The 21,639-nt window shown below is 37.8% G+C and carries 18 protein-coding genes; 5 read left to right on the forward strand and 13 right to left on the reverse strand.

Features of this window, described 5'->3' with window-relative positions; genetic code table 11:
* Window positions 1–44: 44 nt before the first annotated feature.
* Complete coding sequence (locus tag ACWPWS_RS06495; protein WP_454045942.1) at window positions 45–893, reverse strand: helix-turn-helix domain-containing protein; 849 nt, start codon at window positions 891–893, stop codon at window positions 45–47.
* Between the two features lie 71 nt (window positions 894–964).
* Here ACWPWS_RS06495 and ACWPWS_RS06500 point away from each other — a divergent pair, with 71 nt between their 5' ends.
* Both ACWPWS_RS06500 and ACWPWS_RS06505 read left to right on the forward strand, forming a co-directional pair.
* The gene (locus tag ACWPWS_RS06500) at window positions 965–2,341 is read left to right on the forward strand and encodes an MFS transporter (protein WP_454045943.1); all 1,377 of its coding nucleotides are present in this window, start codon (window positions 965–967) and stop codon (window positions 2,339–2,341) included.
* A gap of 40 nt (window positions 2,342–2,381) precedes the next feature.
* Window positions 2,382–2,771: a hypothetical protein gene (locus ACWPWS_RS06505; protein WP_454045944.1), complete on the forward strand. Its 390-nt coding sequence runs from the start codon at window positions 2,382–2,384 to the stop codon at window positions 2,769–2,771.
* 64 nt (window positions 2,772–2,835) lie between these two features.
* Here the strand turns inward: ACWPWS_RS06505 and ACWPWS_RS06510 are convergent, their stop codons facing one another.
* The 3 genes from ACWPWS_RS06510 to ACWPWS_RS06520 form a co-directional block, all read right to left on the reverse strand.
* Window positions 2,836–3,486: an HD domain-containing protein gene (locus ACWPWS_RS06510; RefSeq protein WP_454045945.1), complete on the reverse strand. Its 651-nt coding sequence runs from the start codon at window positions 3,484–3,486 to the stop codon at window positions 2,836–2,838.
* Window positions 3,487–3,577: 91 nt separating this feature from the next.
* Window positions 3,578–4,435 carry a helix-turn-helix domain-containing protein gene (locus ACWPWS_RS06515; protein ID WP_454045946.1) on the reverse strand — a complete coding sequence of 286 codons (858 nt, stop codon included), beginning with the start codon at window positions 4,433–4,435 and terminating at the stop codon, window positions 3,578–3,580.
* Between the two features lie 124 nt (window positions 4,436–4,559).
* Window positions 4,560–5,714 carry an MFS transporter gene (locus tag ACWPWS_RS06520; RefSeq protein WP_454045947.1) on the reverse strand — a complete coding sequence of 385 codons (1,155 nt, stop codon included), beginning with the start codon at window positions 5,712–5,714 and terminating at the stop codon, window positions 4,560–4,562.
* Window positions 5,715–5,906: 192 nt separating this feature from the next.
* Between ACWPWS_RS06520 and ACWPWS_RS06525 the strand changes: the two genes are divergently transcribed.
* Window positions 5,907–6,518, forward strand: a complete 612-nt coding sequence (locus tag ACWPWS_RS06525; protein WP_454045948.1) for a GNAT family N-acetyltransferase — start codon at window positions 5,907–5,909, stop codon at window positions 6,516–6,518.
* 175 nt (window positions 6,519–6,693) lie between these two features.
* On the opposite strand, the gene ACWPWS_RS06530 is transcribed toward ACWPWS_RS06525, so the two are convergent.
* Window positions 6,694–7,608 carry a helix-turn-helix domain-containing protein gene (locus ACWPWS_RS06530; protein ID WP_454045949.1) on the reverse strand — a complete coding sequence of 305 codons (915 nt, stop codon included), beginning with the start codon at window positions 7,606–7,608 and terminating at the stop codon, window positions 6,694–6,696.
* Window positions 7,609–7,685: 77 nt separating this feature from the next.
* On the reverse strand, window positions 7,686–8,483 hold the full coding sequence (locus tag ACWPWS_RS06535) for an SDR family oxidoreductase (protein WP_454045950.1): 798 nt from the start codon (window positions 8,481–8,483) through the stop codon (window positions 7,686–7,688).
* A gap of 134 nt (window positions 8,484–8,617) precedes the next feature.
* Between ACWPWS_RS06535 and ACWPWS_RS06540 the strand changes: the two genes are divergently transcribed.
* The gene (locus tag ACWPWS_RS06540) at window positions 8,618–11,959 is read left to right on the forward strand and encodes a DEAD/DEAH box helicase (RefSeq protein ID WP_454045951.1); all 3,342 of its coding nucleotides are present in this window, start codon (window positions 8,618–8,620) and stop codon (window positions 11,957–11,959) included.
* A gap of 122 nt (window positions 11,960–12,081) precedes the next feature.
* Here the strand turns inward: ACWPWS_RS06540 and ACWPWS_RS06545 are convergent, their stop codons facing one another.
* The 6 genes from ACWPWS_RS06545 to ACWPWS_RS06570 all read right to left on the reverse strand — a co-directional run bounded on the left by ACWPWS_RS06545 (window position 12,082) and on the right by ACWPWS_RS06570 (window position 17,358).
* Window positions 12,082–13,392, reverse strand: a complete 1,311-nt coding sequence (locus tag ACWPWS_RS06545; RefSeq protein WP_454045952.1) for a T9SS type A sorting domain-containing protein — start codon at window positions 13,390–13,392, stop codon at window positions 12,082–12,084.
* Between the two features lie 241 nt (window positions 13,393–13,633).
* Entirely contained in the window at window positions 13,634–14,809 is a 1,176-nt protein-coding gene (locus tag ACWPWS_RS06550) for an acetyl-CoA C-acyltransferase (protein ID WP_454045953.1), read from the reverse strand.
* Window positions 14,810–14,953: 144 nt separating this feature from the next.
* Window positions 14,954–15,454 carry an endonuclease V gene (locus ACWPWS_RS06555; RefSeq protein ID WP_454045954.1) on the reverse strand — a complete coding sequence of 167 codons (501 nt, stop codon included), beginning with the start codon at window positions 15,452–15,454 and terminating at the stop codon, window positions 14,954–14,956.
* Window positions 15,455–15,465: 11 nt separating this feature from the next.
* Window positions 15,466–15,828, reverse strand: coding sequence for a glyoxalase (locus ACWPWS_RS06560; protein WP_454045955.1), 363 nt, complete (start codon window positions 15,826–15,828; stop codon window positions 15,466–15,468).
* Window positions 15,825–16,274, reverse strand: coding sequence for a GNAT family N-acetyltransferase (locus ACWPWS_RS06565; protein WP_454045956.1), 450 nt, complete (start codon window positions 16,272–16,274; stop codon window positions 15,825–15,827). Before ACWPWS_RS06565 ends, ACWPWS_RS06560 begins: the two co-directional genes overlap by 4 nt.
* Window positions 16,275–16,317: 43 nt before the next feature.
* A complete protein-coding gene (locus ACWPWS_RS06570; RefSeq protein ID WP_105682576.1) occupies window positions 16,318–17,358 on the reverse strand; it encodes a M28 family metallopeptidase in 1,041 nt (346 codons plus the stop codon).
* 160 nt (window positions 17,359–17,518) lie between these two features.
* Between ACWPWS_RS06570 and ACWPWS_RS06575 the strand changes: the two genes are divergently transcribed.
* Window positions 17,519–18,658 carry an aminotransferase class I/II-fold pyridoxal phosphate-dependent enzyme gene (locus tag ACWPWS_RS06575; protein ID WP_454045957.1) on the forward strand — a complete coding sequence of 380 codons (1,140 nt, stop codon included), beginning with the start codon at window positions 17,519–17,521 and terminating at the stop codon, window positions 18,656–18,658.
* Between the two features lie 143 nt (window positions 18,659–18,801).
* On the opposite strand, the gene ACWPWS_RS06580 is transcribed toward ACWPWS_RS06575, so the two are convergent.
* On the reverse strand, window positions 18,802–21,534 hold the full coding sequence (locus ACWPWS_RS06580; RefSeq protein ID WP_454045958.1) for a sodium-translocating pyrophosphatase: 2,733 nt from the start codon (window positions 21,532–21,534) through the stop codon (window positions 18,802–18,804).
* Window positions 21,535–21,639 lie beyond the last annotated feature (105 nt).

A 21,639-nucleotide genomic window follows, 5' to 3' on the forward strand; every position in this document is an offset into this window, starting at 1 on the left:
AGTTAACTTTATATTTTTTGTGAATTAAGAATTTAAGATAAAAGTTATTTGAAGTTTTTCCTGTATTCACCAGGCGTTACTCCTCTGTATTTTTTAAAAAGTTTGGAAAGATGGCTTTCATCACTGAACTGAAGTTCATAGGCAATTTCACTTAGACGGACACTGCTGTATTTCAAATAGGTTTCCACCAGCTTTAGTCTGTAATCCAACAGATAATCCTGATAGGAAGTCCCCGTTTGTTGTTTGAAATATTCTCCGAAATAATTCCCGGAAATTCCAAAATGTTCAGCAATCTTCTGAATTCCTGTCTTCTCACGATCCTTTATGTTCTGCTGAATATACGCGATGATCTTCATAATCGAAAAAGCTTTCCGGTTTTCCTGGAGATCAGAAGTTTCACTCTGAATAATATTCCTTGCAATCAGATTGAGAAGGATTGACATACAGTTTCGGATAATAAGATAATCATCTGCTTTATTGTTAAATTCATTGACAATCTGCAGAATAAGAGTTTCTGCAAAATGTTCATCATTTTTATTTCTGAAAACACATCCTGCCCTTGCGTGATAATTATTACTGATATACTGCAGCTTATACAAATTCTCACAGCTTTCAATACGATCTGCTTCCAACCGGATTTTATCAATAAACTCAACCGGACATTGAATACTGATAAGCCGCGCAGCTTTGCTTTCAAAACGATACACTTCCTGCTCCGGAATAATGAAAAGCTTACCCTCAGAAAAATTAATATTCCGCTCATCATACATAAGCGTTCCTTCTCCTTTGACAATATAAACGAATGAAAGAAAGGTCTTTGTCCTGAACATCATCTCTTCTTCTTTCAGTTGTATCTCCCTTACTTCAATCCCTTCAAGATGCATTCCTTTCATAATACACTCAATTTTCCTCCAAAAGTACAATTTTAACAAGATACAAAGCGGATAATTTTGCATAAAAAAATATGAACACATATCCGAAACGGTGGCAGACACTCAATTTTCTGATCGCAGGAGCATTTCTTTCACCCCTGGATTATTTTATTGTTAATATGGCATTACCTTCTATTAAAAAAGCCTTTAATGCCAGTGATCATGAGCTTCAAATGGTCATCGCCATTTATGGACTCACCTATGCTGCACTTGTTGTTTGCGGTGGACGCCTGGGTGATATTTACGGACGTAAGAAGGTATTTATTTCGGGATTATATACTTTCCTTTTTTCATCCCTTGCCTGCGCTTTTTCTCCGGATGTTACAGGGCTCATTATCTTCAGAATGTTCCAGGGCGTGGGGGCATCACTGCTGGCTCCTCAGGTATTAGCTTCCATAAAAGATCTTTTCAGCAGTCAGGAACAACCTAAAGCTGTAAGTCTTTTCAGTTCTGTATTTGGTCTTGCATCAGTGGTTGGGCAATTGTTTGGCGGAGTTCTCTTAAGCATGCAGTGGGGACATTTTTCCTGGGAAATGGTATTTCTTGTGAATGTACCCATTACCGTTATCTGTATTCTGGGAATTCATTTTACGATGGACGATCTTAATAAAAAAGAACAGACTGGTATTGATTTTATGGGAGCTTTATTGTTGATTCTGGCATTGCTTATGCTCATCTGCCCTCTTATTTTCGGACAGAAATTCGAATGGGCATGGTGGATTTTCGGGGTTCTTCTTGCAGGAATTTTATTATTAATTTCATTTCTACGCTATGAGAAGAAACAACTGCAAAAAAACCGTCCGATACTTATAGATCCTGCATTGCTGCAACAGAAACCCTTTGCACTAAGCCTTCTGATTATTTTCTTTTACAATTTCACAGCAGGTTTATTTATTTGCTACCCTTATTATCTTCAGCAGTTTCTTCATCAAAACTCCATGCAGACAGGCCTGGCAATAGTTCCTTATGGACTTGCCTTTTTCCTGGGACCTTTGGTGACTTCAAAAATAAAACTGACAGCTTACAAAATGATGTATACAGGATTGGGATTGTTGATGACAGGCTTTGTGATAAGTGCAGCAGCATTTTATGTTCAGCAAAAACCATCTTTCATTACCCATATTACCTTATTTATTGCAGGGTTCGGACATGGTACTATTATGCCGGTCATGATGCGGACAGCCATTTCATTGGTTTCTAAAGAAAAAGCCGGGCAGGCTTCAGGACTGATAAGTATAGGCATTCAGATTGGAAGTGTCTCCGGAGGAGCTATCATTGGAACACTATTTTTTAATCTGATAAAAATTCTGGGATTCAACGAAGCATTTGTAGTCGCTGTAGGAATGATTGGTGTTTTTCAACTCATTGGAATATGGGCAGGAAGCAGATTAAGGAAGATCATTGATTAAGAAGACCATTTAAAATCAAAAAAATACTATACATTTAAATATGAACAATACAGAAAAAATCATTTGGGAAATAGAAGAATTCCATAAGAATATTGAAAAGTGGTTTCAGGGAGAATCAGAGCATCAGGAAAGTCTTTATAAAGCGTTATTATCCGGATTTTCACCGGATTTCAAAATGATCACTGGAAACGGAGATCCTGTCATTTTATCCATGTTTGGAGACTGGCTTCCCACCGTATTTGGAAAATTTCCGGAACGTACTATTCAGGTTGAAAATATTGAAGTAAGCCATTCTGACCATCATGGCATTGCCACTTATACTGAAACCCAGGTTACCGGCGAAATCACGACCAAAAGAGCATCATCTGCCGTTTTTCTTTTGAATGAGGAAAAAGCACTTTGGCTTCACCTGATAGAGCATTGGGTATAAACACTATTGATATATTTAAAGTCAACAGCCCGGATATATATGATATTCGGGCTGGCTGACAAGTTTATTCAGACCATGGAGAATGCAAAATACAGTCACAGAAATTTTTCCTTTCAAAATTCGGGATCATGAAGGCACAGACATCTGCTTTTATATTTCCAAAAGTGGTTTCTGTTTTATGTTCAAAGCCTCCAAAAAAAGTGGGAATAATTTTCTTTTTAAAATCATTTCTCGGAAAAGCTTTTATAATCTCTTCACGATGTTCTGTACTCAGGTTTTCATACCCTTCTCCCATCACGTCCAGTCCTACTCCTGAATACATTAAGGCAACTTCATTCTCTTTATGTTCTGCAATACCGATGGTGGTGTGAAGAGCAATGGTATCCCAAACGAGCTGAAGTTTATCCTGAGCAATCCCATGCCCTTTCAAAAAGTCTCTTGCCGCATTGGCTCCATCAACTTCAAATCTCAGATCAGGAGTGCTGTAATGAGAAACAAGCCCCAGATCATGAAATACTGAAGCTACATACAACAGCTCAGAATCATGAACTTTGTTTTCACGTTTTGCATTTAATGAGGAAAACAGGAAAACACGAAGAGAATGATTGTAGATAAATTCTGTTCCGTGTTCTAACAGAAGTTCTGTGGCTTCTGTTGCAATTTTACTGTCCGGGATCATAATTCCGGCTACTTCTTTCATACGATTTACTGACATATCTTTACATAATTTTATCCAAAGGTATCATGATTACAGATGCCTGAGAATATCAATAATTGCCGATGACATGTCAAAATTTCGATCCCGTTTACATTCCAATATGAATGAAATGACTGCGATAGTTTGCCGGAGATATTTCTGTATTTTTTTTAAAGAAATGACTGAACTGTTCCGATGTACTGAAATTAAGCTGATAGGCAATGTCTTTTACAGAATGAGCGCTGAACTGAAGGAGTCTTTTGGCTTCTGCAATAATCTGTCCGTTGATGATTTCTTTTGCGCTTTTATGGCAACACCGCTTACACAGTTCACTAAGTCTTCTCGGTGTAATATTCAACAGCTCTGAATACTCACTGACTGCATGAAGACTGTGATACTGACTGCTCAGCAGATCCATAAACTTGCGGTAAATAATATAATCCTGGCTGTCAAAAGTTTCTTCCGATACAATTTTTACATTCGCCAGTTTTATCATAATGATTTTTAAATAGGCCGCCAGTACATCCATTTGATTGGTATAAGACTCCGTTTGGTATTCTGTCAGTAAATTTTTAAATAAGCTTACAAATTCATCTGTTTCAGCCTGATCCGGTATCAGTTTTTGATTTGCAGCAGCATTATTAAACAGCACTGCCTTGCAATTGCTGGCACTGGAAGGTACTTTTTCCCAAAAACAGTCCCCAAAAGAAATATAATAACCACGGAGATCCGTATTATTTTCAAACCTGCAGATCTGACCTTTAGACAGTAAAAAAATTTCCTGATCTTCTATATCGAAAGAATGTTCGTCTACGGTCAGTACTCCTCTACCATTTTCGATCATCAAAATATGGTGATAATTAAGTCTCACAAAACCTCTTGAATACGGTATATCATCCTCCAGCCGTTTTACAGAAAAAGAATGATCAATAACAGATTCGGTTAAAATTTCTGAGACCGGTTTCATGAAAGTAAATTTTAAATAAAGATAAACAGTATTTTGAAATGCAACATTAGTCAATGACAACAAGCCGGAACATGTCAAAAAATACTTAACAGATGTCAGAATTCCCTTGAAAAGAGAGTACGTATTACTTTCTGAAAACTTTCATCTGCCCGGCCATAATTGCCAGTAAAATCCCAAAACAGGCAAAAAGTCCGTAGGAATATCTGAGATCAAAGCTTTCTGCAATATATCCGATAAGAGGCGGGCCCATCAAAAATCCTAAAAATGAGATGCTGGAAACAAAAGACAAAGCAATACTGGGAGCTACCGTACTCACTTTCCCCACCGTACTATAAACGGATGGCACACTCAGAGAACTTCCAAGGCCAATAATCATAAAAGCGATGATGCAGATCCATAATTCCGGGAAGAAAACACTTAGAAAAAGTCCTCCGCTCATCAGGATTCCACAATACTGCAAAACGATCTTTTTCCCATACTTCTCAATAATTCTGTTCCCGATGAAACGACCTAAAGTCATCATTAAAATAAAACTCGTATATCCCAGTATAACAAGATTCTCCGGCGCTTTAACTATCGTTTGAAAATACACTCCGCTCCAGTCAAACATTGCCCCTTCAATCGCCATACTCAGGAATCCTATAACGCCCAGTCCCAACAATGTTGGATTCACAAACTTGAATATTGACCGGGTTTGCGGCTCTGCTTTATGGATAATATTAGTCAGATTTCCCTTGCTATAGAACCAAAGTATTCCAACAAGTATAAAAGTAAAAACAAAATGGTAAAAAGTTCCTACATGGAGATTGATCATTAATAAACCCACTACCGCTCCCGTAAGGCCTGCAAAACACCAGGCTCCGTGATACGAAGAAAGAAGTGTTCTTTTTGTTATAGATTCTATTTCAATAGCCTGTGTATTGATCGCTATATTGCACATATTTCCCGAAACGCCAAAGAAGAACAGAACAACGGCCAGCGTCCAGTAAGAAGGAGCTAACCCGATTAACAAAAGAAAAAAAGGATACAATAAAAAGCATCTTTTAATAATCCAGCTGCTTCCGTAAACACTGATCAGTTTTCCGGCTAAAACCATTGTAGAAAGCTGTCCTATTGGCATGAGAAGCAAAAGGGTTCCCAATTCCGCTTCATTGATCGAAAGAGCATTTTTTATGATGGGAATCCGGCTCGCCCAGGAAGAAAAAACAAGCCCATGGGCAAAAAAAAGTAAGAAGCAGGCTGTCGGCATTTTTGCATTAAAAGATTCTCTCTCGTTCATTATAACAGGGTAATAAAATTCCTTTTGCAAAGTTAGATACGGACATGCATTAAAATCTAGTTCATTTTTGTCATTTTTATGTTCCATTTTAACCAATAAGCAGGAAAGCAGACTTCAACATGGTAGAAAATCACTGTGTTTTTGGAACACTGATCTTCATTTTTCATTAATTTCGTTCTATAAAAATGAACCATGAAAGAAAAATGGATTTCCTATCCAACAATTTTAGAAGGAGAAACGGTTGAGTTAATTCCTCTTGAAAAAGAACATCTTGAAGAATTATTTACTGCCGCTTCAGATAAAGAACTCTGGGCACTGATTCCTACAGACTGCTCAGATAAAGATCTGTTTTATAAAAGCTATGAATTTGCCTTGTCAGAAAGGGAAACCGGAAATCAATATCCGTTTGTAATCCGTCATAAACAAACCGGAAAACTGATCGGCTCCACCCGTTTTTTTGAAATATACCCTGCAGACAGAAAGCTGGAAATCGGATGGACATGGATTACCAAGGAATTCTGGGGAACAGCCATCAATCTTGAATGCAAATTACTGCTCCTCACCTTCTGTTTTGATATTTTGAAAACAAACAGAGTACAATTAAAAACGAAAGACAATAACTTCAGATCGAGAAAAGCCATTGAAAAAATCGGCGGTGTATTTGAAGGTATTTTACGCAAAGACAAGGTTCTCAGTGACGGCAGTACAAGAAATGCTGCTTATTACAGTATTTTAGATGATGAATGGAATGCCGCAAAGCTTAAGATCGAAACCCTGATCAAAGAAAAACAGTCCACTTTATAAACAACGAAAGACAGTATAAAATCAATTCCGGATGGGAAAAGATATTATACTGTCTACTTTGTCAAGGCTTAAACCTGAATTCAGTTTATTTTTTATAATTTTCTTTGAAACAAATTCTTCTTTCTTCCATGCTCACTGAAGCATACCTATTCCTTTAGAAAATCCCGATCTGTCTCTAATTAAAAGACTGTCTGTAACTCAGAGGTGTTTTATCGGTTTTCTTTTTAAAAAGTTTATTGAATGACTGTGGGTGCTCAAATCCCAGAGCATAGGCAACTTCAGATACAGAGAACCCTGTAGTGGTAAGATATTCTTTCGCTTTTTCAATCAGTTTTTCATGAATATGCTGCTGGGCATTCAGTCCGGTAAGATTACGAAGCATATCGCTCAGATAATGAGGAGACAGATGGAGTGTGGAAGCCAGAAATTCTACAGTAGGAAGGCCTTTATTTAAGGTCTCCTGTTGGTTAAAATAATTTTCAAGCACATGATCCAGTTTGGTCAGCAAATCATTATTGACTGTCTTTCTGGTAATAAACTGTCTTTTATAAAAACGGTTGCTGTAATTGAGAAGAACATCAATATAAGAAACGATAACATCCTGACTTACTTCATCAATGGCTGTATTCAGTTCATTTTCAATATTATTCAGCAATCCTGTTACCGTAGTTTTTTCCTGATCAGACAAATGCAGTGCCTCATTGGTATCGTAAGAAAAGAAACCAAAATTCTTAATATTCTTTGCTAAAGGATAGCTTCTGATGAAATCCGGATGCACCAGTAATGTATACCCGGAATATTCTGCATTTTCATCGGTAGAAAGAACCTGTCCTGGCGCTGTGAACATCATTCCTCCTTCATTGAAATCATAATATCCCTGTCCATAGCCCATTTTCCCGGTAGTAGAATATTTATAAGAAATTTTATAAAAATTCAGGATAAAACTTCTCTTCAGCATATCCTTTTTGATACTCATTTTCGTATTATCCACAAGGCTTACCAATGGATGAAGCGGTTTAGGGAGCTGCAGCATACTGTGCAGTTCTGATATGGATGAAATTTTCAAAGGAACATTATCTTTCTTTTCCATGATATAAAATTATAAATTATTTGTTGGAAAAGACAGTATAAATGAGATTTACTTTATACTGTCTTTCAAAAACCTGATTAAATAAACTGTTTCCCAAACTGCTCTCTAAACACTTCATCACCTAACTCGAGGCGCTGTGCATAAATAGCCTTAGCATCTTCTCCGGCCACATATCGAAGCTGTTTTTTACCATCCGTAGCAGCCTCATACACTACTTCTGCAATCTGTTCCGGTGTAGAAGCAGCCTCCATCATTCCATCCATTTTAGAAAATAGAGAATTAGTCATCTCTTCATAAGCAGGACTGGATGCTGAGTCCAATGAACGGCTTACAAAATCAGTCTTGATTCCTCCCGGAGATACCGTTTTAATATCAATACCCAATGTATTAAGCTCAAAAGCCAAGCTTTCGCTCCACCCTTCAAGTGCCCATTTGGTAGCGTGATATGTAGAACCTAACGGGAAAGCAACCAGCCCTCCTATAGACGTTGTAGAAATGAACATTCCTTTTTTCTGTTCTCTGAAGTAAGGAATAAATGCCTGTGTAACGCGTATAACCCCTAATAAATTAGTGTCCAGCTGTTTTACGATCTGATCATCAGAAAGAGCCTCCAAAGGTCCTATAAGGCCATATCCTGCGTTATTGTAAACCACATCAATATCTCCAAGCTCAAGAGCCTGCTTCACGGTGGATTGTATCTGTGCCGGATTGGTAACATCCAGAGGAAGTACAGTTACATTCTCCAAAGCTGTAAGATCAGCCGCTGCTTCCGGGTTTCTCATCGTAGCGATTACTTTCCATCCTTTGTTTTGAAATAATTGTGCAGTTGCTTTTCCTAATCCTGTAGAAGCACCTGTTATAAAAATTGTTTTCATTTTTCTTGGTTTAAAATTACAGGACAAAGTTCAGCATTAGAAGAAACGCCGGAGTTGCCAAAATGCGGTAAGCTGTAGCCAAAACGGATGCTGAAATACATTTGTTTTTTGTAAGTTTGTCTTCATCAATTTTTATGGCAGAATATATTCTTGATAACATCAATATCAGTACACTTTCCGTATATGATCTGCTGAAACATACTTCAGACAGTTCGTTTATCGGAATCAGGGATTTCCGTGAGATCTACCCGGTTGCTATTGAAAACAATACAGGAATATTTACCAAGCAATCTTCATTACAGGATTTTCCGGTGGTCAGTATCAGCAAAATAGGCAGTTCGCTGCTTTGTACCTGTACGTGTGACCACCCAAAAGAACAGCTTTGTTCCCATCAGGCAGAGATTATCCACTGTATTATAGAGGATAAAAATTACCGCCTGTTTTTTGATGATATGCTCCGTAAAAAGATGTTTCTCCCTAAAGCCAAGGGATATGGTCTTGAAAATGAACCCGATCTGGATCACTATTTTCAGCTTGAGTATACTGACGGGAAAATTGAAATACTCCCCAGAATCAAGGAAATGCTTCCCATAGATGATGTGATGCTTACCAGAGATCTTCTCCCACAGCTTCCTTCTAAACTGGATGAGCTGGCAGTACTGGAAACCGGAAAAAAACAGATATTGGTCATCGGGAAGCACCGTTATTACAATCATATGACCTTCTCGCTGATGGAGGCAGAAATAACACAGACGGGAAAAATCAAGAATCCCGTAACTCCTGTAGATGCCATGCAGCTGATATGGAAAGCAGAGAAACCTGTGGACATCAAATTTTTTACAGCCATTACCTCTTTCCAGAATAATTACAATGAAGATTATAATCCATCAGAACTGGAAGCTTTAAAGCTCATTGTACAAAACCCCCGGGAACTGGAAGTGTATTATCACGACCGGGAAATTGCAGAAACCGTTTCGGCAAAGTCTCTTTCCCGAACTGAATTAAATACTTTAGATGCGGAGATTCAATTATCTGTATTTAAGAAAGATCCATTTTTTGAAATAACCGGAGAATTGCTGTTTAACGACATTTCTGTTCCTTTCAAAAATATTGTTCTCAGAAATGAATATTTTGTATATAACCGCAACACTTTCAGCTTTGTAGATGACCCTGACATGCTCAGAATCATCCGGTTTTTCAAGGCTAATAATGAAATTTTACTGGTTCATTCTTCGAAATATGATGCGTTTATGCAGAATATTCTCTCTACAATAGAAGAACGTATCCATATTAATTACAGCTATATACAGCCTGCAACAAAAGTACAGCTTGAAGATAAAAATTATCAGACCGAAAGAGTCATTTATCTCCGTCAGCAGGAAAATTATATAGGAATTACTCCCGTTATGAAATACGGAAATGTAGAAGTTCCGGTGTATTCCAGGAAGCAGCTTTTTGATACGGATCAGAATGGAAATCCCTTCAAAATAGAAAGAAACGAATCTGCAGAAGCCCGCTTTACTTCTTTGGTTATGCAGCAGCATCCTGATTTTGAAGAACAGATGGACGGATATCAGTATTTTTATCTTCATAGAGATAAGTTTCTGGATAACAACTGGTTTCTTGATGCATTTGAGACCTGGAGAAATGAAGGAATAATCATACTAGGCTTTAACGAATTAAAAAACAATAAATTAAACGCTCACCGTGCTAAAATCAACATTCAGATTACCAGTGGGCTGGATTGGTTTAATGCCAAATTAAAAGTAGGATTTGGTCCGAAAGAAGCTTCCCTGAAACAACTTCACCGTGCGATCCGAAACAAGAGTAAATTTGTTCAGCTGGATGATGGCAGCATGGGAATTCTTCCTGAAGAATGGATAGACAAAATATCCGCTTATTTTCATGCAGGAGAAATTGATGAAGAACTTTTAAAGATTCCGAAAATCAATTTTACGGAAGTTACCGCATTGTTTGAAAAAGAAGTCCTGAGTAAAGAAGTTCAGGAAGAACTTACTTCATATTCCACGAAATTTTCAAAAGTAAAAGACATTCCGGAAGTGGCTGTTCCTGCTGAACTGAAAGCCGAACTGAGGGATTATCAGCATGACGGACTGAACTGGCTTAATTTTCTTGACGAATTCAACTTCGGTGGATGTCTTGCAGACGATATGGGATTGGGAAAAACCATCCAGATTATCGCTTTTATCCTATCGCAGAGGGAAAAAAGAGGCCATACCACTCATCTGGTTGTAGTTCCTACTTCCCTGCTTTTCAACTGGCAGGAAGAAATGAGCAGATTTGCTCCTTCTATAAAAGTTCTGCTGCATTATGGAGCTGACAGGCCAAAGACAACGGCTCATATGTCAGACTATGAAGTAGTTCTTACTACCTATGGAATGCTTCTTTCGGATATCCGGTTTCTGAAAAACTTCAATTTCAATTATATTTTTCTGGATGAATCACAGATTATTAAGAATCCGAATTCAGAAAGATACAAAGCAGCACGCCTGCTTCAGTCCAGAAATAGAATTGTACTGACCGGTACTCCTGTCGAAAACAGCACATTTGATCTTTATAGCCAGCTTTCATTCGCCTGTCCCGGATTGTTGGGAAGCAAACAATATTTTAAAGATATTTATGCCATTCCTATTGATAAATTCGAGTACAGCAAACGGGCGGTGGAACTTCAGCAAAAGATCAGACCTTTTATCCTCAGAAGAACGAAGAAACAGGTTGCAAAGGAACTTCCTGAAAAGACAGAAACCGTAATTTACTGTGAAATGAATACAGAACAGCGCAAGATTTACGATGCCTATGAAAAGGAACTTCGTGAATTTATTGCAGCCAATGATGACGATGACCTGAACAAAAACAGTATGCACGTTCTTACAGGGCTTACAAGGCTCAGACAGATATGTAATTCTCCTGTTCTTATGAAAGAGGGATATTCCGGTGAAAATGCTGTTAAAATCGAAATTCTGATGGAACAGATCCTTGGCAAATCCAAAGATCATAAAATCCTTGTTTTCTCTCAGTTTGTCGGAATGCTGGATCTGATTAAGGCTGAACTGGAAAAGCACAACATTCAGTTTGAATATTTAACGGGACAAAGTAAGAACAGAGGGGAAAAAGTAGCGAATTTCCAGAGCAATGAAAATATCCGTGTATTTCTGATCAGCTTGAAGGCTGGTGGTGTAGGTCTCAACCTTACTGAGGCAGATTATATCTATCTGGTAGATCCCTGGTGGAATCCTGCTTCTGAAAACCAGGCTATTGACCGTAGTTATCGTATAGGACAAACTAAAAATGTAATTGCTGTAAGAATGATTTGTTCCAATACTGTAGAGGAAAAAATACTTACGCTTCAGAAAAAGAAAAAACAACTGGCTCAGAATCTGCTTGCAACTGATGGGAAAAAGCTTCAAGGCCTATCTAAGCAGGATCTTATGGATTTACTGGAATCCGGTTCATAACACCGCTAAAAGCGACTCAAATACAGGAATTCTATTATTCCTAACATAAAAAAAACCGACAGGTCGTTGCCTGTCGATTAAAAAACAAAAATTGATATGGATATGATTTAGATATGATGTGTCTATTTCTTGATAATCTTTTCTGTGATGAGTTTTTGATTTTTTGTCTGAATTTTAATCAGATAAGTTCCCGGAACAAAACTGTCCATAGAAACCGTTAGTGAATTTCCTTCCAGCAGTTTTTGCCCGGACATGTTGTAAATTTCATATTTCTCCAATCCTTCTTTCATCTTAATTGTCACTGAGTTTGTTGTAGGATTCGGATAAATTTTCACATTGGCTGAAGCATCTTTAGAAGCTTCAATGGTTGAAAGACTCTCAAGCTGAATATTTAAAGTATAATCCTCTGCCTGACCAATAAACCAACCTGAAGGACACGGAAGATTCTTCAAAGCTCCCATCCATGAATTGGATTCATAAGCTTTTACCAGTCTGAAACGGGTTTCTCCCAGTTGTGCTCCTGCCGGAATGGTTATATTACCTGTTGTAACCCCGGATTGCTGACCTGAAACCGGATTGGAGTTATCCAGGTATCCAAGATTAAATTGTTCATCAGCATCAAACTGATTATTATGGTTAAAATCAATATAAGCATAGGCTGATACCGTATTTTGTCCATGTGTACCTCCTGTAACTGTTATCGGATAGGTATTTCCACGATTGACATTGAAAACCGTTGCTGTAAAGTTTTCAAGAACATCAGAATTCCCGTCGAGTGCACTGTTTCTTACAACTCCGGCAAATTCTACTGTACTGATCTCACTTACGGTCAAACTTGTAATATTTTCAGTGCCACAATAAGGAGCCGGAAAATTGGCGGTCTGCCCTATAATATTAACAGAATAATCCTCTGTCTGTCCCGCCCTTAAACTGGTATCACATGCAGAACTGATAGAATTTGGGGCTGCAGGATTAGAATACGCCTGAACATTTGTATTTTTAAGAACCCTCATTCTTGTACTTCCGTTGGCCGCAGTGGCAGGAATCGTTATTGTATTGTTGATGGTAAATGCATTCGCAGGATTGGCTGCTTCAAGTCTTCCAATATAGAAGCTTTCTCCTGCATCATCAAAATTACCATTCTGATTAAAGTCTATAAAAATAACTACATCACTTGGAAATGTGCTGGAAGGCCCAGTTACAGATATATTGTAATTACTTCCGGATTGTAAATCAGTAGACATTGAGGTAAAATCCTCATAGACTTGTGCGTTCCCGGACTGAACAGGAGATGAATTATTAATGTTCCCGAAAGTTACATGGCTAATCATATTGCTATCAGCTCCATATTGAAAGGCCGGCATACAATACTGCGCCTGTGCATTCATCAGCGAGGCAAGTACAATACCTGAAAGAGTAGTTATTTTTTTCATTTTCTTTGTTAAATTTCTTGAGACAAATTTATATTTATTTAGAATGAATAAAAATAACATAGCAATGATATTTATCAGTTTAATAAAAATAACCAGTCAGCGATCTGTCTGTATGCATTTAATAATTTGATTTACTAATGGATAATCAATCTGTTACCCATACAAAAAGATCTTTCTCAATTTTACTTCAAGAAAGATCTATTTTAATAATAAGGATAAAAATTTATGGTATTTTACTGCTTTAGTCTATATTTTCAATAATAATTGCGGAAGCACCTCCTCCTCCATTACAGATGGCAGCAATCCCATATCTTCCTTTTTCCTGACGTAAAACATTCACCAAAGTGGTTACAATTCTTGCGCCTGAAGCCCCAATCGGATGTCCTAATGCAACTGCTCCTCCATATATATTTACTTTGTTCAGATCATAGCCCAGGATTTTCTGATTGGATAAAATCACTGAGGAATAAGCTTCATTAATTTCGAAAAAGTCGATATCAGACAAACGAAGACCTGTTTGCTTTAGTAACTTTTCAATAGCTACAGAAGGCGAAGTGGTAAACCATTCCGGCGACTGAGCTGCGTCTGCATAGGCTATTATCCTTGCCAGTGGCTTCAGATTATGATGTTCTACAGCTTCGGAAGACCCTAATATTATAGCTGCGGCACCATCATTCAGGTTACTGGAATTGGCAGCGGTAAGAGTACCGTCTGTTTCAAATGCAGGCTTCAGAAGAGCTATTTTCTCAGGAATCAGTTTATCGATATCTTCGTCTTTATCAACGATTACCGTGGCTTTTTTTCCTTCAATGGATATTGGGATCAATTCATTACTGAACTTGCCGTTTTTAGCCGCTTCCTGAGCTCTCTGATATGAAAACAGAGCATATTCATCCAGTTCCTGTCTGGTAAGACCATATTTTTTCACGCCTAATTCCGCTGCACTTCCCATGTGGAAATCATTGTATACGTCCCACAGTCCATCTTTGATCAGTCCATCAATAAGACTGGTATCTCCCAACTTTGTTCCCTGACGGAGCTTTACATAATGCGGAACATTACTCATGCTTTCCATTCCTCCCGTCATGACAATATTGTCCAAACCCAGCTGGATCTGCTGAGCACCCATCATTACTGATTTCATTCCTGAAGCACAGACTTTATTAATAGTTGTCGCATCCTTATCTACAGGAATTCCGGCAAAAATAGCAGCCTGTCTCGCTGGAGACTGACCCACTCCGGCACTGAGCACATTTCCCATATACACACTGTCTACCTGTTCAGGGGTAAGTCCAATGTTTTCGTAGGCATCCCGAATCGCTATAGCTCCTAGCTGAGTTGCAGCAAATCCAGACAAACTTCCCATAAAACCACCCACAGGAGTACGTTTTGCTGATAATATAAATACTTCTTTCATTGATTTATTTTTTAATACCGATCGGTATATTTATAGTTAAAAAAAATCCCTCTTTATTTTAGTAAGGAAATGATAACAAAGATACGAAATATACCGATTGGTATATTTAAAAAAAGTCTTACTTCAATGGTAAGACTTTTTTATTTATGCTCTGCTCAGCTGATCCAGTTTTTTCAGCAGTGTAGGTATTCTGTAAGCACCATGCATCTGTTCTACTTTTACCTGAACTTCGTCAACGTCAATTCCTCTGGCAGTCACAAAAAGTGGTGTTTTACTTTCCCCACGGAATACACTTCTTCGCTGGGAATCCGGGGTTGTAAATTCATTTTTTGCAATTCCAACAACAGGGGTTTTATCGTCCAAAACTTCATAGAGGTGTCCTCCTAAGCCAATTTTTCCCTCATTATCCAGTGTAACATATCCATCCACAATAATAATATCTTCGGGTCTTAATGTTATTTTCTTTAAAAGGCTTACAATGCAGGGTAATTCTCTTTTGTAAAAGGCTCCACTTTCATATTCAGAGCTCACAGGGATCTGTTCTATAAAAGTTTCCACTTCTTTTTCAGATGACCAGTCTTCAAATGCAATACACACCGTATTGGCATAATCTTCATAGTAGTAGGTATCGAATGCGTAAATCATATTTCTTTTCCTTAAAAAAACTCTCCGAAATGCCACAATATTCCTGAAGGATCATGTACAAAACACTCTTTTCCCCAATCCATGGTTCTTACAGTAGTAAGTCTTACCTTTTCATATTGATCCGGAAGTCCTAAAGACACCAGTTCTTTCCAGAATTCATCAGTATCAGTTACTTCCATAAAGATCATTGTATTATCAACCCATTCTTTGGCATAATAATCCTGAAGATAAAAGCCAAGCTCTTCACGTATAAACAGTGATAATTTCGGTTCCAGAACAACTTCTTCAAATCCCAGGTCTCTGTAAAAGTTTCTGCTGACTTCAAAATTTTGTGCCCCGATAAAAGGTCTGATAGATTTCAGTTTTGGTGTCATATTTCTTTATTTTTCCAATCTTTATGGGTCAATTCAAACTTAATCTCCTCTTTGCCATGCTTTCCTGTTTCCTTCCAGCCAGATTTTCTGTAGAAGTTTTCGGCTCTTGTTCCCGGTGAAGTACCCAGCCATACAAAGTCTTTATTCTGCTCAAAATACCAGTCCAGCATGATATCATGAAGTTTTCTGCCAATTCCCTGATTTTCAAAATCAGGATGTACGAAGAGTGCCCATATATTATTCTCTTTAAGGTCTGCAATAGAAAAGCCAACAATCTGATTTTTCATCTCACATACCCAGCCTTTTCCTCTTTGAAATAAAAATTCTTCACAGTCTTTATCAGTAACCAATCCCGGATCTGAGAGTATATTTTCTTTCACAGAATTTCTTACCCGCTGAATCTGTGGAATGTCTTCTGGTTTTGCTTCCCGGATCATTATATTCATGGTAGTTTGTTAGTAAACGCAAAGGCGTTAAATATTTTTTTGATTATTTTTTATCAACAACAATTCTTTCTTCTCTGTTCGCGATATCCCAGGCTGTTGTAAAAATAAGCTGAGTTCTTTTCTCCAATAACTGATAATCAATCTTTTCCGGATCATCACCTGGTTTGTGATAATCTTCATGAATACCATCAAAGAAGAATGCTACAGGAATATTGTGTTTGGCGAAGTTATAGTGATCTGAACGGTAATACAATTGTTCAGGGTCATTCAAATCATCGTATTTATAATTCAGTTCCAGATTATTTGTTCTTTTGTTGGCTGCCTCATTAATGACTTTAAGCTGAGAGCTTAACATTTCAGAACCAATCACGTACACATATTGCTTTCCTCTGTTGGCAGGATCGTCACGTCCGATCATATCAATATTAAGGTCAACAACCGTATTGGCTAATGGGAAAACAGGGTTTTCGGAATAATATTCTGAACCAAACAGTCCGTGTTCTTCACCTGTAACATGCAGAAACAGGATTGATCTTTTAGGTCCTTTTCCTGCTTTTTTTGCCTGCTGGAATGCTTTAGCGATTTCCATTACGGCTACAGTTCCGCTTCCGTCATCATCTGCCCCATTGTAAACTACTCCATTTTTGGTTCCTACGTGATCATAATGTGCAGAAACCACCACAATTTCGTCTGGTTTTTCAGTTCCTTCGATAAAAGCTAAAATATTTTCAGAATCAGGAAGATTGCCTCCTCCTCTCTTTTTCATAAATTCAGACGGTACTTTCTGATAGTATGAGCCTAATGCTTTAGGCGCCGAAATACCCAGGGTTTTATAATAATTAATCATATACTCACCCGCTTTTTTCTGTCCTTTGCTTCCGGTATCACGTCCTTCCATATCATCTGCAGCAATGACATACAGGTTTTTCTTTAAATCCTCAGCATTGATCACTTTGTATGCATTATTAAATGCTTTGTTATGTTTTGTAGAAACAGGATGTGAAGCATTCCCGTCAGATATTTTTGCTGTTCCACAACTGGTTACCACAGCCATTGCAAATAACGGAATAAGTATTTTTTTCATAAAGAATAAATTTCTTAAAAATAACAAATTTTATTGAATCCTAATAGGATTAATCCATACGACAAAATAATATGCAACTCATTATAAATTTAACAACACCTTAATTTTAAATATAATATGATATTAAAATTTTATTATATTTGATTAAAATACAAAATAGATGGATAAAATTTACGGATTTACTCATTATTCCTTTTTTACAGAAATGTCCGAGCTGGCCATCAGGAACGGAAGTTTTGATCTTTCTCTGGGACTTCCCGATTTTGATATAGACGAGCGCCTTACAATATTTTTAAAAGAAGCTGCTGAAAAAGATACTCATCATTATGAACCTCTTGCCGGCAATCCTCTGCTCATTGAAAGTATCATCCGTTTCAATATCCAACGAACCCATAGTATCAGCATTACGAATAAGGAAATCACGATTGTTCCCTGTGCAACTTTTGCTTTATATACTTCCCTTAAATCCATTCTGAATCAGAATGATGAAGTCATTATTATCCAGCCTTCCTATTATACCTATGGACCTGCTGTTGTTATGAATGGCGGACTCCCTGTCTATTACGATCTTGATGGTGATTTTACCATCAACTGGGATCGGTTTAAAAGCTGTATTACTGAAAAAACCAGAGCAGTCATTGTGAACTCTCCCCAGAATCCAACCGGGAAGATCTGGAAAAAGGAAGACTGGAATCAACTGTATGAACTGATTAAAGACCGCAATATCTATTTAATTTCGGAAGAAATATATGACACTTATTGTTATGACGGGAATGAACATTACAGTTCTTTTATTCATCCTGAACTAAGGGAAAAGACGTTCTGTATTTTTTCTTTTGGGAAAATGTTTCATACTTCTGGGTGGAAAGTCAGTTATATGCTTGCTTCCGAAGCTTTAACGGCAAAATTTCAATGTCATCAGCAGTATATTTCTTACAGTGCCAATGCTCCGGCTCAATATGCAATAGCAAGATATCTTGATGTATTCGATTCAGCTGTTAATAAAAAACTCATGCAGAAAAAACGGGATACTTTTAATGAACTGATTAAAGAAACTCCTCTTCAGGTTGAACAAATGGCGGAAGGAAGTGTTTTCCAGATTGTTAATTTCAGGAATATTTCTAAAAGCATAACAGATGTAGAATTTTCAAAGTGGCTGACCATTGAGAAAAAGGTTTCCTGCCTTCCGCTTTCTGCTTTTTATAATTCAAGACAGAATTCGGATTATATAAGATTCAGCTTTGCTAAAAAAGACGAGTTGATTATTCAGGCGTTGGAGCACTTGAAAAGAAATCTTTAATATTTCCCACAGATTACACAGATTTTCGCTGATGATTGGGGATATTTTACTTATAAGATATTTATTTACTTTGTATACCAAGTTTATACAGCAAGTAAAAAAGCACCGCCAGAGCGATGCTTTTATTATTTTAAAATTGGTTTTTAAAGAGCCAAAACCCTTACATCAATTCTTCTGTTTTTTGCTTTACATTCATCAGTGTCATTAGCTTCACATACAGGATGCTGTGAACCATATCCTTCTGCTTCTATTCTGTCTGCCGAAATACCTAACTCAAGCAGTTTAAGTTTTGCTGTTTGTGCCCGTAAATTAGATAACTTGAGATTACTATCCTCATTACCACTGTTGTCTGTATAACCCCCTAATTTTATTTTCAGAGCCGGGTAAGCATTTAGAATTTCAGCTAAAGTATTCAGCTGGAGCACAGATTCTGCTTTCAGATCACTTGACCCTGTCTCAAAATAAAGGTTTTCAATGGTATACCATTTATTAGGATCTAATGCCGATTTATCTTTTTGTTTAACCACGTTATAGAACTGGTAAAGCTGGCTTCCATCTCCAATGGCTATCGTTTTTCCTCCATCCAGTTTTATTTTCTGAATATTTCCTGTTTCGTAAACAAAGTCCCCACTTTCATTAAGATGTCCTTTAATTTCTCCCGGAATAACCGTAATTATTTTAGCATCTCCATTTACAGCCACTGTACTACCCGAAACTCCGGTAAGACTTTCAATTTTCGCTTTTCTGTTCGCCTCAATTTTATCTTTATGTAAAACAGCCAAAGTAGGTGCAATAACCAAAGAAACAATAGACATTAATTTGATCAGGATATTCATAGATGGTCCTGAAGTATCTTTAAAAGGATCGCCTACAGTATCACCTGTTACAGATGCCTTATGAGGTTCTGAACCTTTATAATAAGTCTGACCGTTGATATCTACCCCTTTTTCAAATGATTTTTTGGCATTATCCCACGCTCCTCCTGCATTATTCTGGAACATTCCCATCAAAACACCGCAAACCGTAGCTCCCGCAAGGAATCCACCCAATACTTCAGGCCCGAAAATAAACCCTATTAAAAGTGGAGAAATAATGGCAATAGCGCCCGGGAGCATCATTTTTCTGATGGATGCATCCGTAGAAATAGCTACACATTTTTCATATTCAGGCTGTGCTTTTCCTTCCAGAATTCCCGGTATTTCACGGAACTGTCGTCTTACTTCTTCTACCATCGCCATTGCTGCCTGTCCTACCGCTGTAATTGCTAATGATGAAAAGATAAACGGAATCATTCCTCCTACAAATAATCCGGCAAGGACATCTGCTCTATAAATATCAATCCCGTCAATTCCTGCTATTCCTACAAAAGCTGCAAATAAGGCCAATGCTGTCAATGCTGCTGAAGCAATGGCAAATCCTTTTCCTGTAGCCGCCGTTGTATTTCCTACCGCATCGAGAATATCTGTTTTTTCACGAACTTCTTTAGGAAGCTCACTCATTTCGGCAATCCCTCCGGCATTATCAGCAATAGGTCCAAAAGCATCGATAGCGAGCTGCATAGCTGTAGTAGCCATCATTCCTGCAGCTGCAATAGCCACTCCGTAAAGTCCGGCACACAGGTAAGAGCCATAGATTCCTCCTGCCAGCACAATAATCGGAAGCAAAGTAGATTCCATACCCACGGAAAGCCCACCGATAATATTGGTTGCATGGCCTGTAGAAGACTGTCTCACAATACTGGAAACCGGTCTTTTCCCCATTGCTGTATAATATTCTGTAATTATACTCATTAAAGTTCCTACTACCAGACCTACCATAATGGCTCCGAATACTCCCATTTTAGTAAATTCATGACCTCTGAGAACCATTTTTTCAGGAAGAATATAGGTTACAAGGAAGTAAGATGCAATAGCAGTAATCACGATACTTCCCCAGTTTCCAAGGTTTAAAGCATTCTGAACGCTGGAAGTGGATGAGCCTTCATTATCATTAATTTTCACGAATAAAGTTCCGATCATGGAAAAGATAATTCCTGTTCCTGCAATCAGCATGGGTAAAAGAATCGGGGCAAAACCTCCGAACGCATCATCAGAAACAGTTTCCCTGCCTAATACCATCGTTGCCAGAACTGTTGCAACATAAGACCCGAAAAGGTCAGCACCCATTCCTGCAACATCTCCTACATTATCTCCTACGTTATCTGCAATGGTTGCAGGGTTTCGGGGATCATCTTCCGGAATTCCGGCTTCTACTTTACCTACAAGGTCAGCACCCACATCAGCTGCTTTTGTATAAATACCACCTCCTACTCTTGCAAAAAGGGCAATGGATTCAGCTCCAAGAGAAAATCCTGTGAGAATTTCAATAGTCTTTTCCATTTCATGAGAATCAACAGTTGCTTCAGGCGCAAAGATCTGTTTAATAATCAGGAATAAAGCTCCTAAGCCCAGCACAGCCAGTCCGGCAACTCCCATTCCCATTACTGATCCTCCGGTAAAAGATACTTTAAGGGCTTTTGACAGTGAAGTTCTTGCAGCTTCAGCAGTTCTCACATTTGCTTTGGTGGCGATTTTCATACCGATAAAACCGGCTGATGCAGAGAATATCGCTCCTACCGCAAAGGCAACTCCGATACTCCAGTGTGAATTGGCATTGCTTGAGCCCATTACAGCCAAAAGAATGGCGACTACAACAACAAAGTACGTTAAGATTTTATATTCAGCCTTTAGAAAAGCCATTGCACCGTCTGCAATATGGCCGCTGATTATTTTCATTTTTTCATTTCCGGCATTCTGTTTATTAACCCAGTTGCTCTGAAGAAATGTATAAAGCAAAGCTATGACACCAAAAATTGGCACTAACATAAATAGATCCATAGTTTATTATTTTATATTAAAAAATTGAGATTAGTCTTATAAATATAATGAAATTATAAACACATAATAAAATTCACTAATAATAATCTATTATTTTGTAAATTT

The sequence above is a fragment of the Chryseobacterium sp. Marseille-Q8038 genome, assembly GCF_965111995.1.

Excerpts from the sequence above, each read along its gene's own strand:
- ACWPWS_RS06495 (WP_454045942.1), bottom strand. The coding sequence starts at position 893 with ATGAAAGGAATGCATCTTGAAGGGATTGAAGTAAGGGAGATACAACTG.
- ACWPWS_RS06515 (WP_454045946.1), bottom strand. The coding sequence starts at position 4,435 with ATGAAACCGGTCTCAGAAATTTTAACCGAATCTGTTATTGATCATTCT.
- ACWPWS_RS06510 (WP_454045945.1), bottom strand. The coding sequence starts at position 3,486 with ATGTCAGTAAATCGTATGAAAGAAGTAGCCGGAATTATGATCCCGGAC.
- ACWPWS_RS06550 (WP_454045953.1), bottom strand. The coding sequence starts at position 14,809 with ATGAAAGAAGTATTTATATTATCAGCAAAACGTACTCCTGTGGGTGGT.
- ACWPWS_RS06530 (WP_454045949.1), bottom strand. The coding sequence starts at position 7,608 with ATGGAAAAGAAAGATAATGTTCCTTTGAAAATTTCATCCATATCAGAA.
- ACWPWS_RS06555 (WP_454045954.1), bottom strand. The coding sequence starts at position 15,454 with ATGATTTACGCATTCGATACCTACTACTATGAAGATTATGCCAATACG.
- ACWPWS_RS06545 (WP_454045952.1), bottom strand. The coding sequence starts at position 13,392 with ATGAAAAAAATAACTACTCTTTCAGGTATTGTACTTGCCTCGCTGATG.
- ACWPWS_RS06525 (WP_454045948.1), top strand. The coding sequence starts at position 5,907 with ATGAAAGAAAAATGGATTTCCTATCCAACAATTTTAGAAGGAGAAACG.
- ACWPWS_RS06500 (WP_454045943.1), top strand. The coding sequence starts at position 965 with ATGAACACATATCCGAAACGGTGGCAGACACTCAATTTTCTGATCGCA.
- ACWPWS_RS06560 (WP_454045955.1), bottom strand. The coding sequence starts at position 15,828 with ATGACACCAAAACTGAAATCTATCAGACCTTTTATCGGGGCACAAAAT.
- ACWPWS_RS06570 (WP_105682576.1), bottom strand. The coding sequence starts at position 17,358 with ATGAAAAAAATACTTATTCCGTTATTTGCAATGGCTGTGGTAACCAGT.
- ACWPWS_RS06575 (WP_454045957.1), top strand. The coding sequence starts at position 17,519 with ATGGATAAAATTTACGGATTTACTCATTATTCCTTTTTTACAGAAATG.
- ACWPWS_RS06565 (WP_454045956.1), bottom strand. The coding sequence starts at position 16,274 with ATGAATATAATGATCCGGGAAGCAAAACCAGAAGACATTCCACAGATT.
- ACWPWS_RS06540 (WP_454045951.1), top strand. The coding sequence starts at position 8,618 with ATGGCAGAATATATTCTTGATAACATCAATATCAGTACACTTTCCGTA.
- ACWPWS_RS06520 (WP_454045947.1), bottom strand. The coding sequence starts at position 5,714 with ATGAACGAGAGAGAATCTTTTAATGCAAAAATGCCGACAGCCTGCTTC.
- ACWPWS_RS06535 (WP_454045950.1), bottom strand. The coding sequence starts at position 8,483 with ATGAAAACAATTTTTATAACAGGTGCTTCTACAGGATTAGGAAAAGCA.
- ACWPWS_RS06505 (WP_454045944.1), top strand. The coding sequence starts at position 2,382 with ATGAACAATACAGAAAAAATCATTTGGGAAATAGAAGAATTCCATAAG.
- ACWPWS_RS06580 (WP_454045958.1), bottom strand. The coding sequence starts at position 21,534 with ATGGATCTATTTATGTTAGTGCCAATTTTTGGTGTCATAGCTTTGCTT.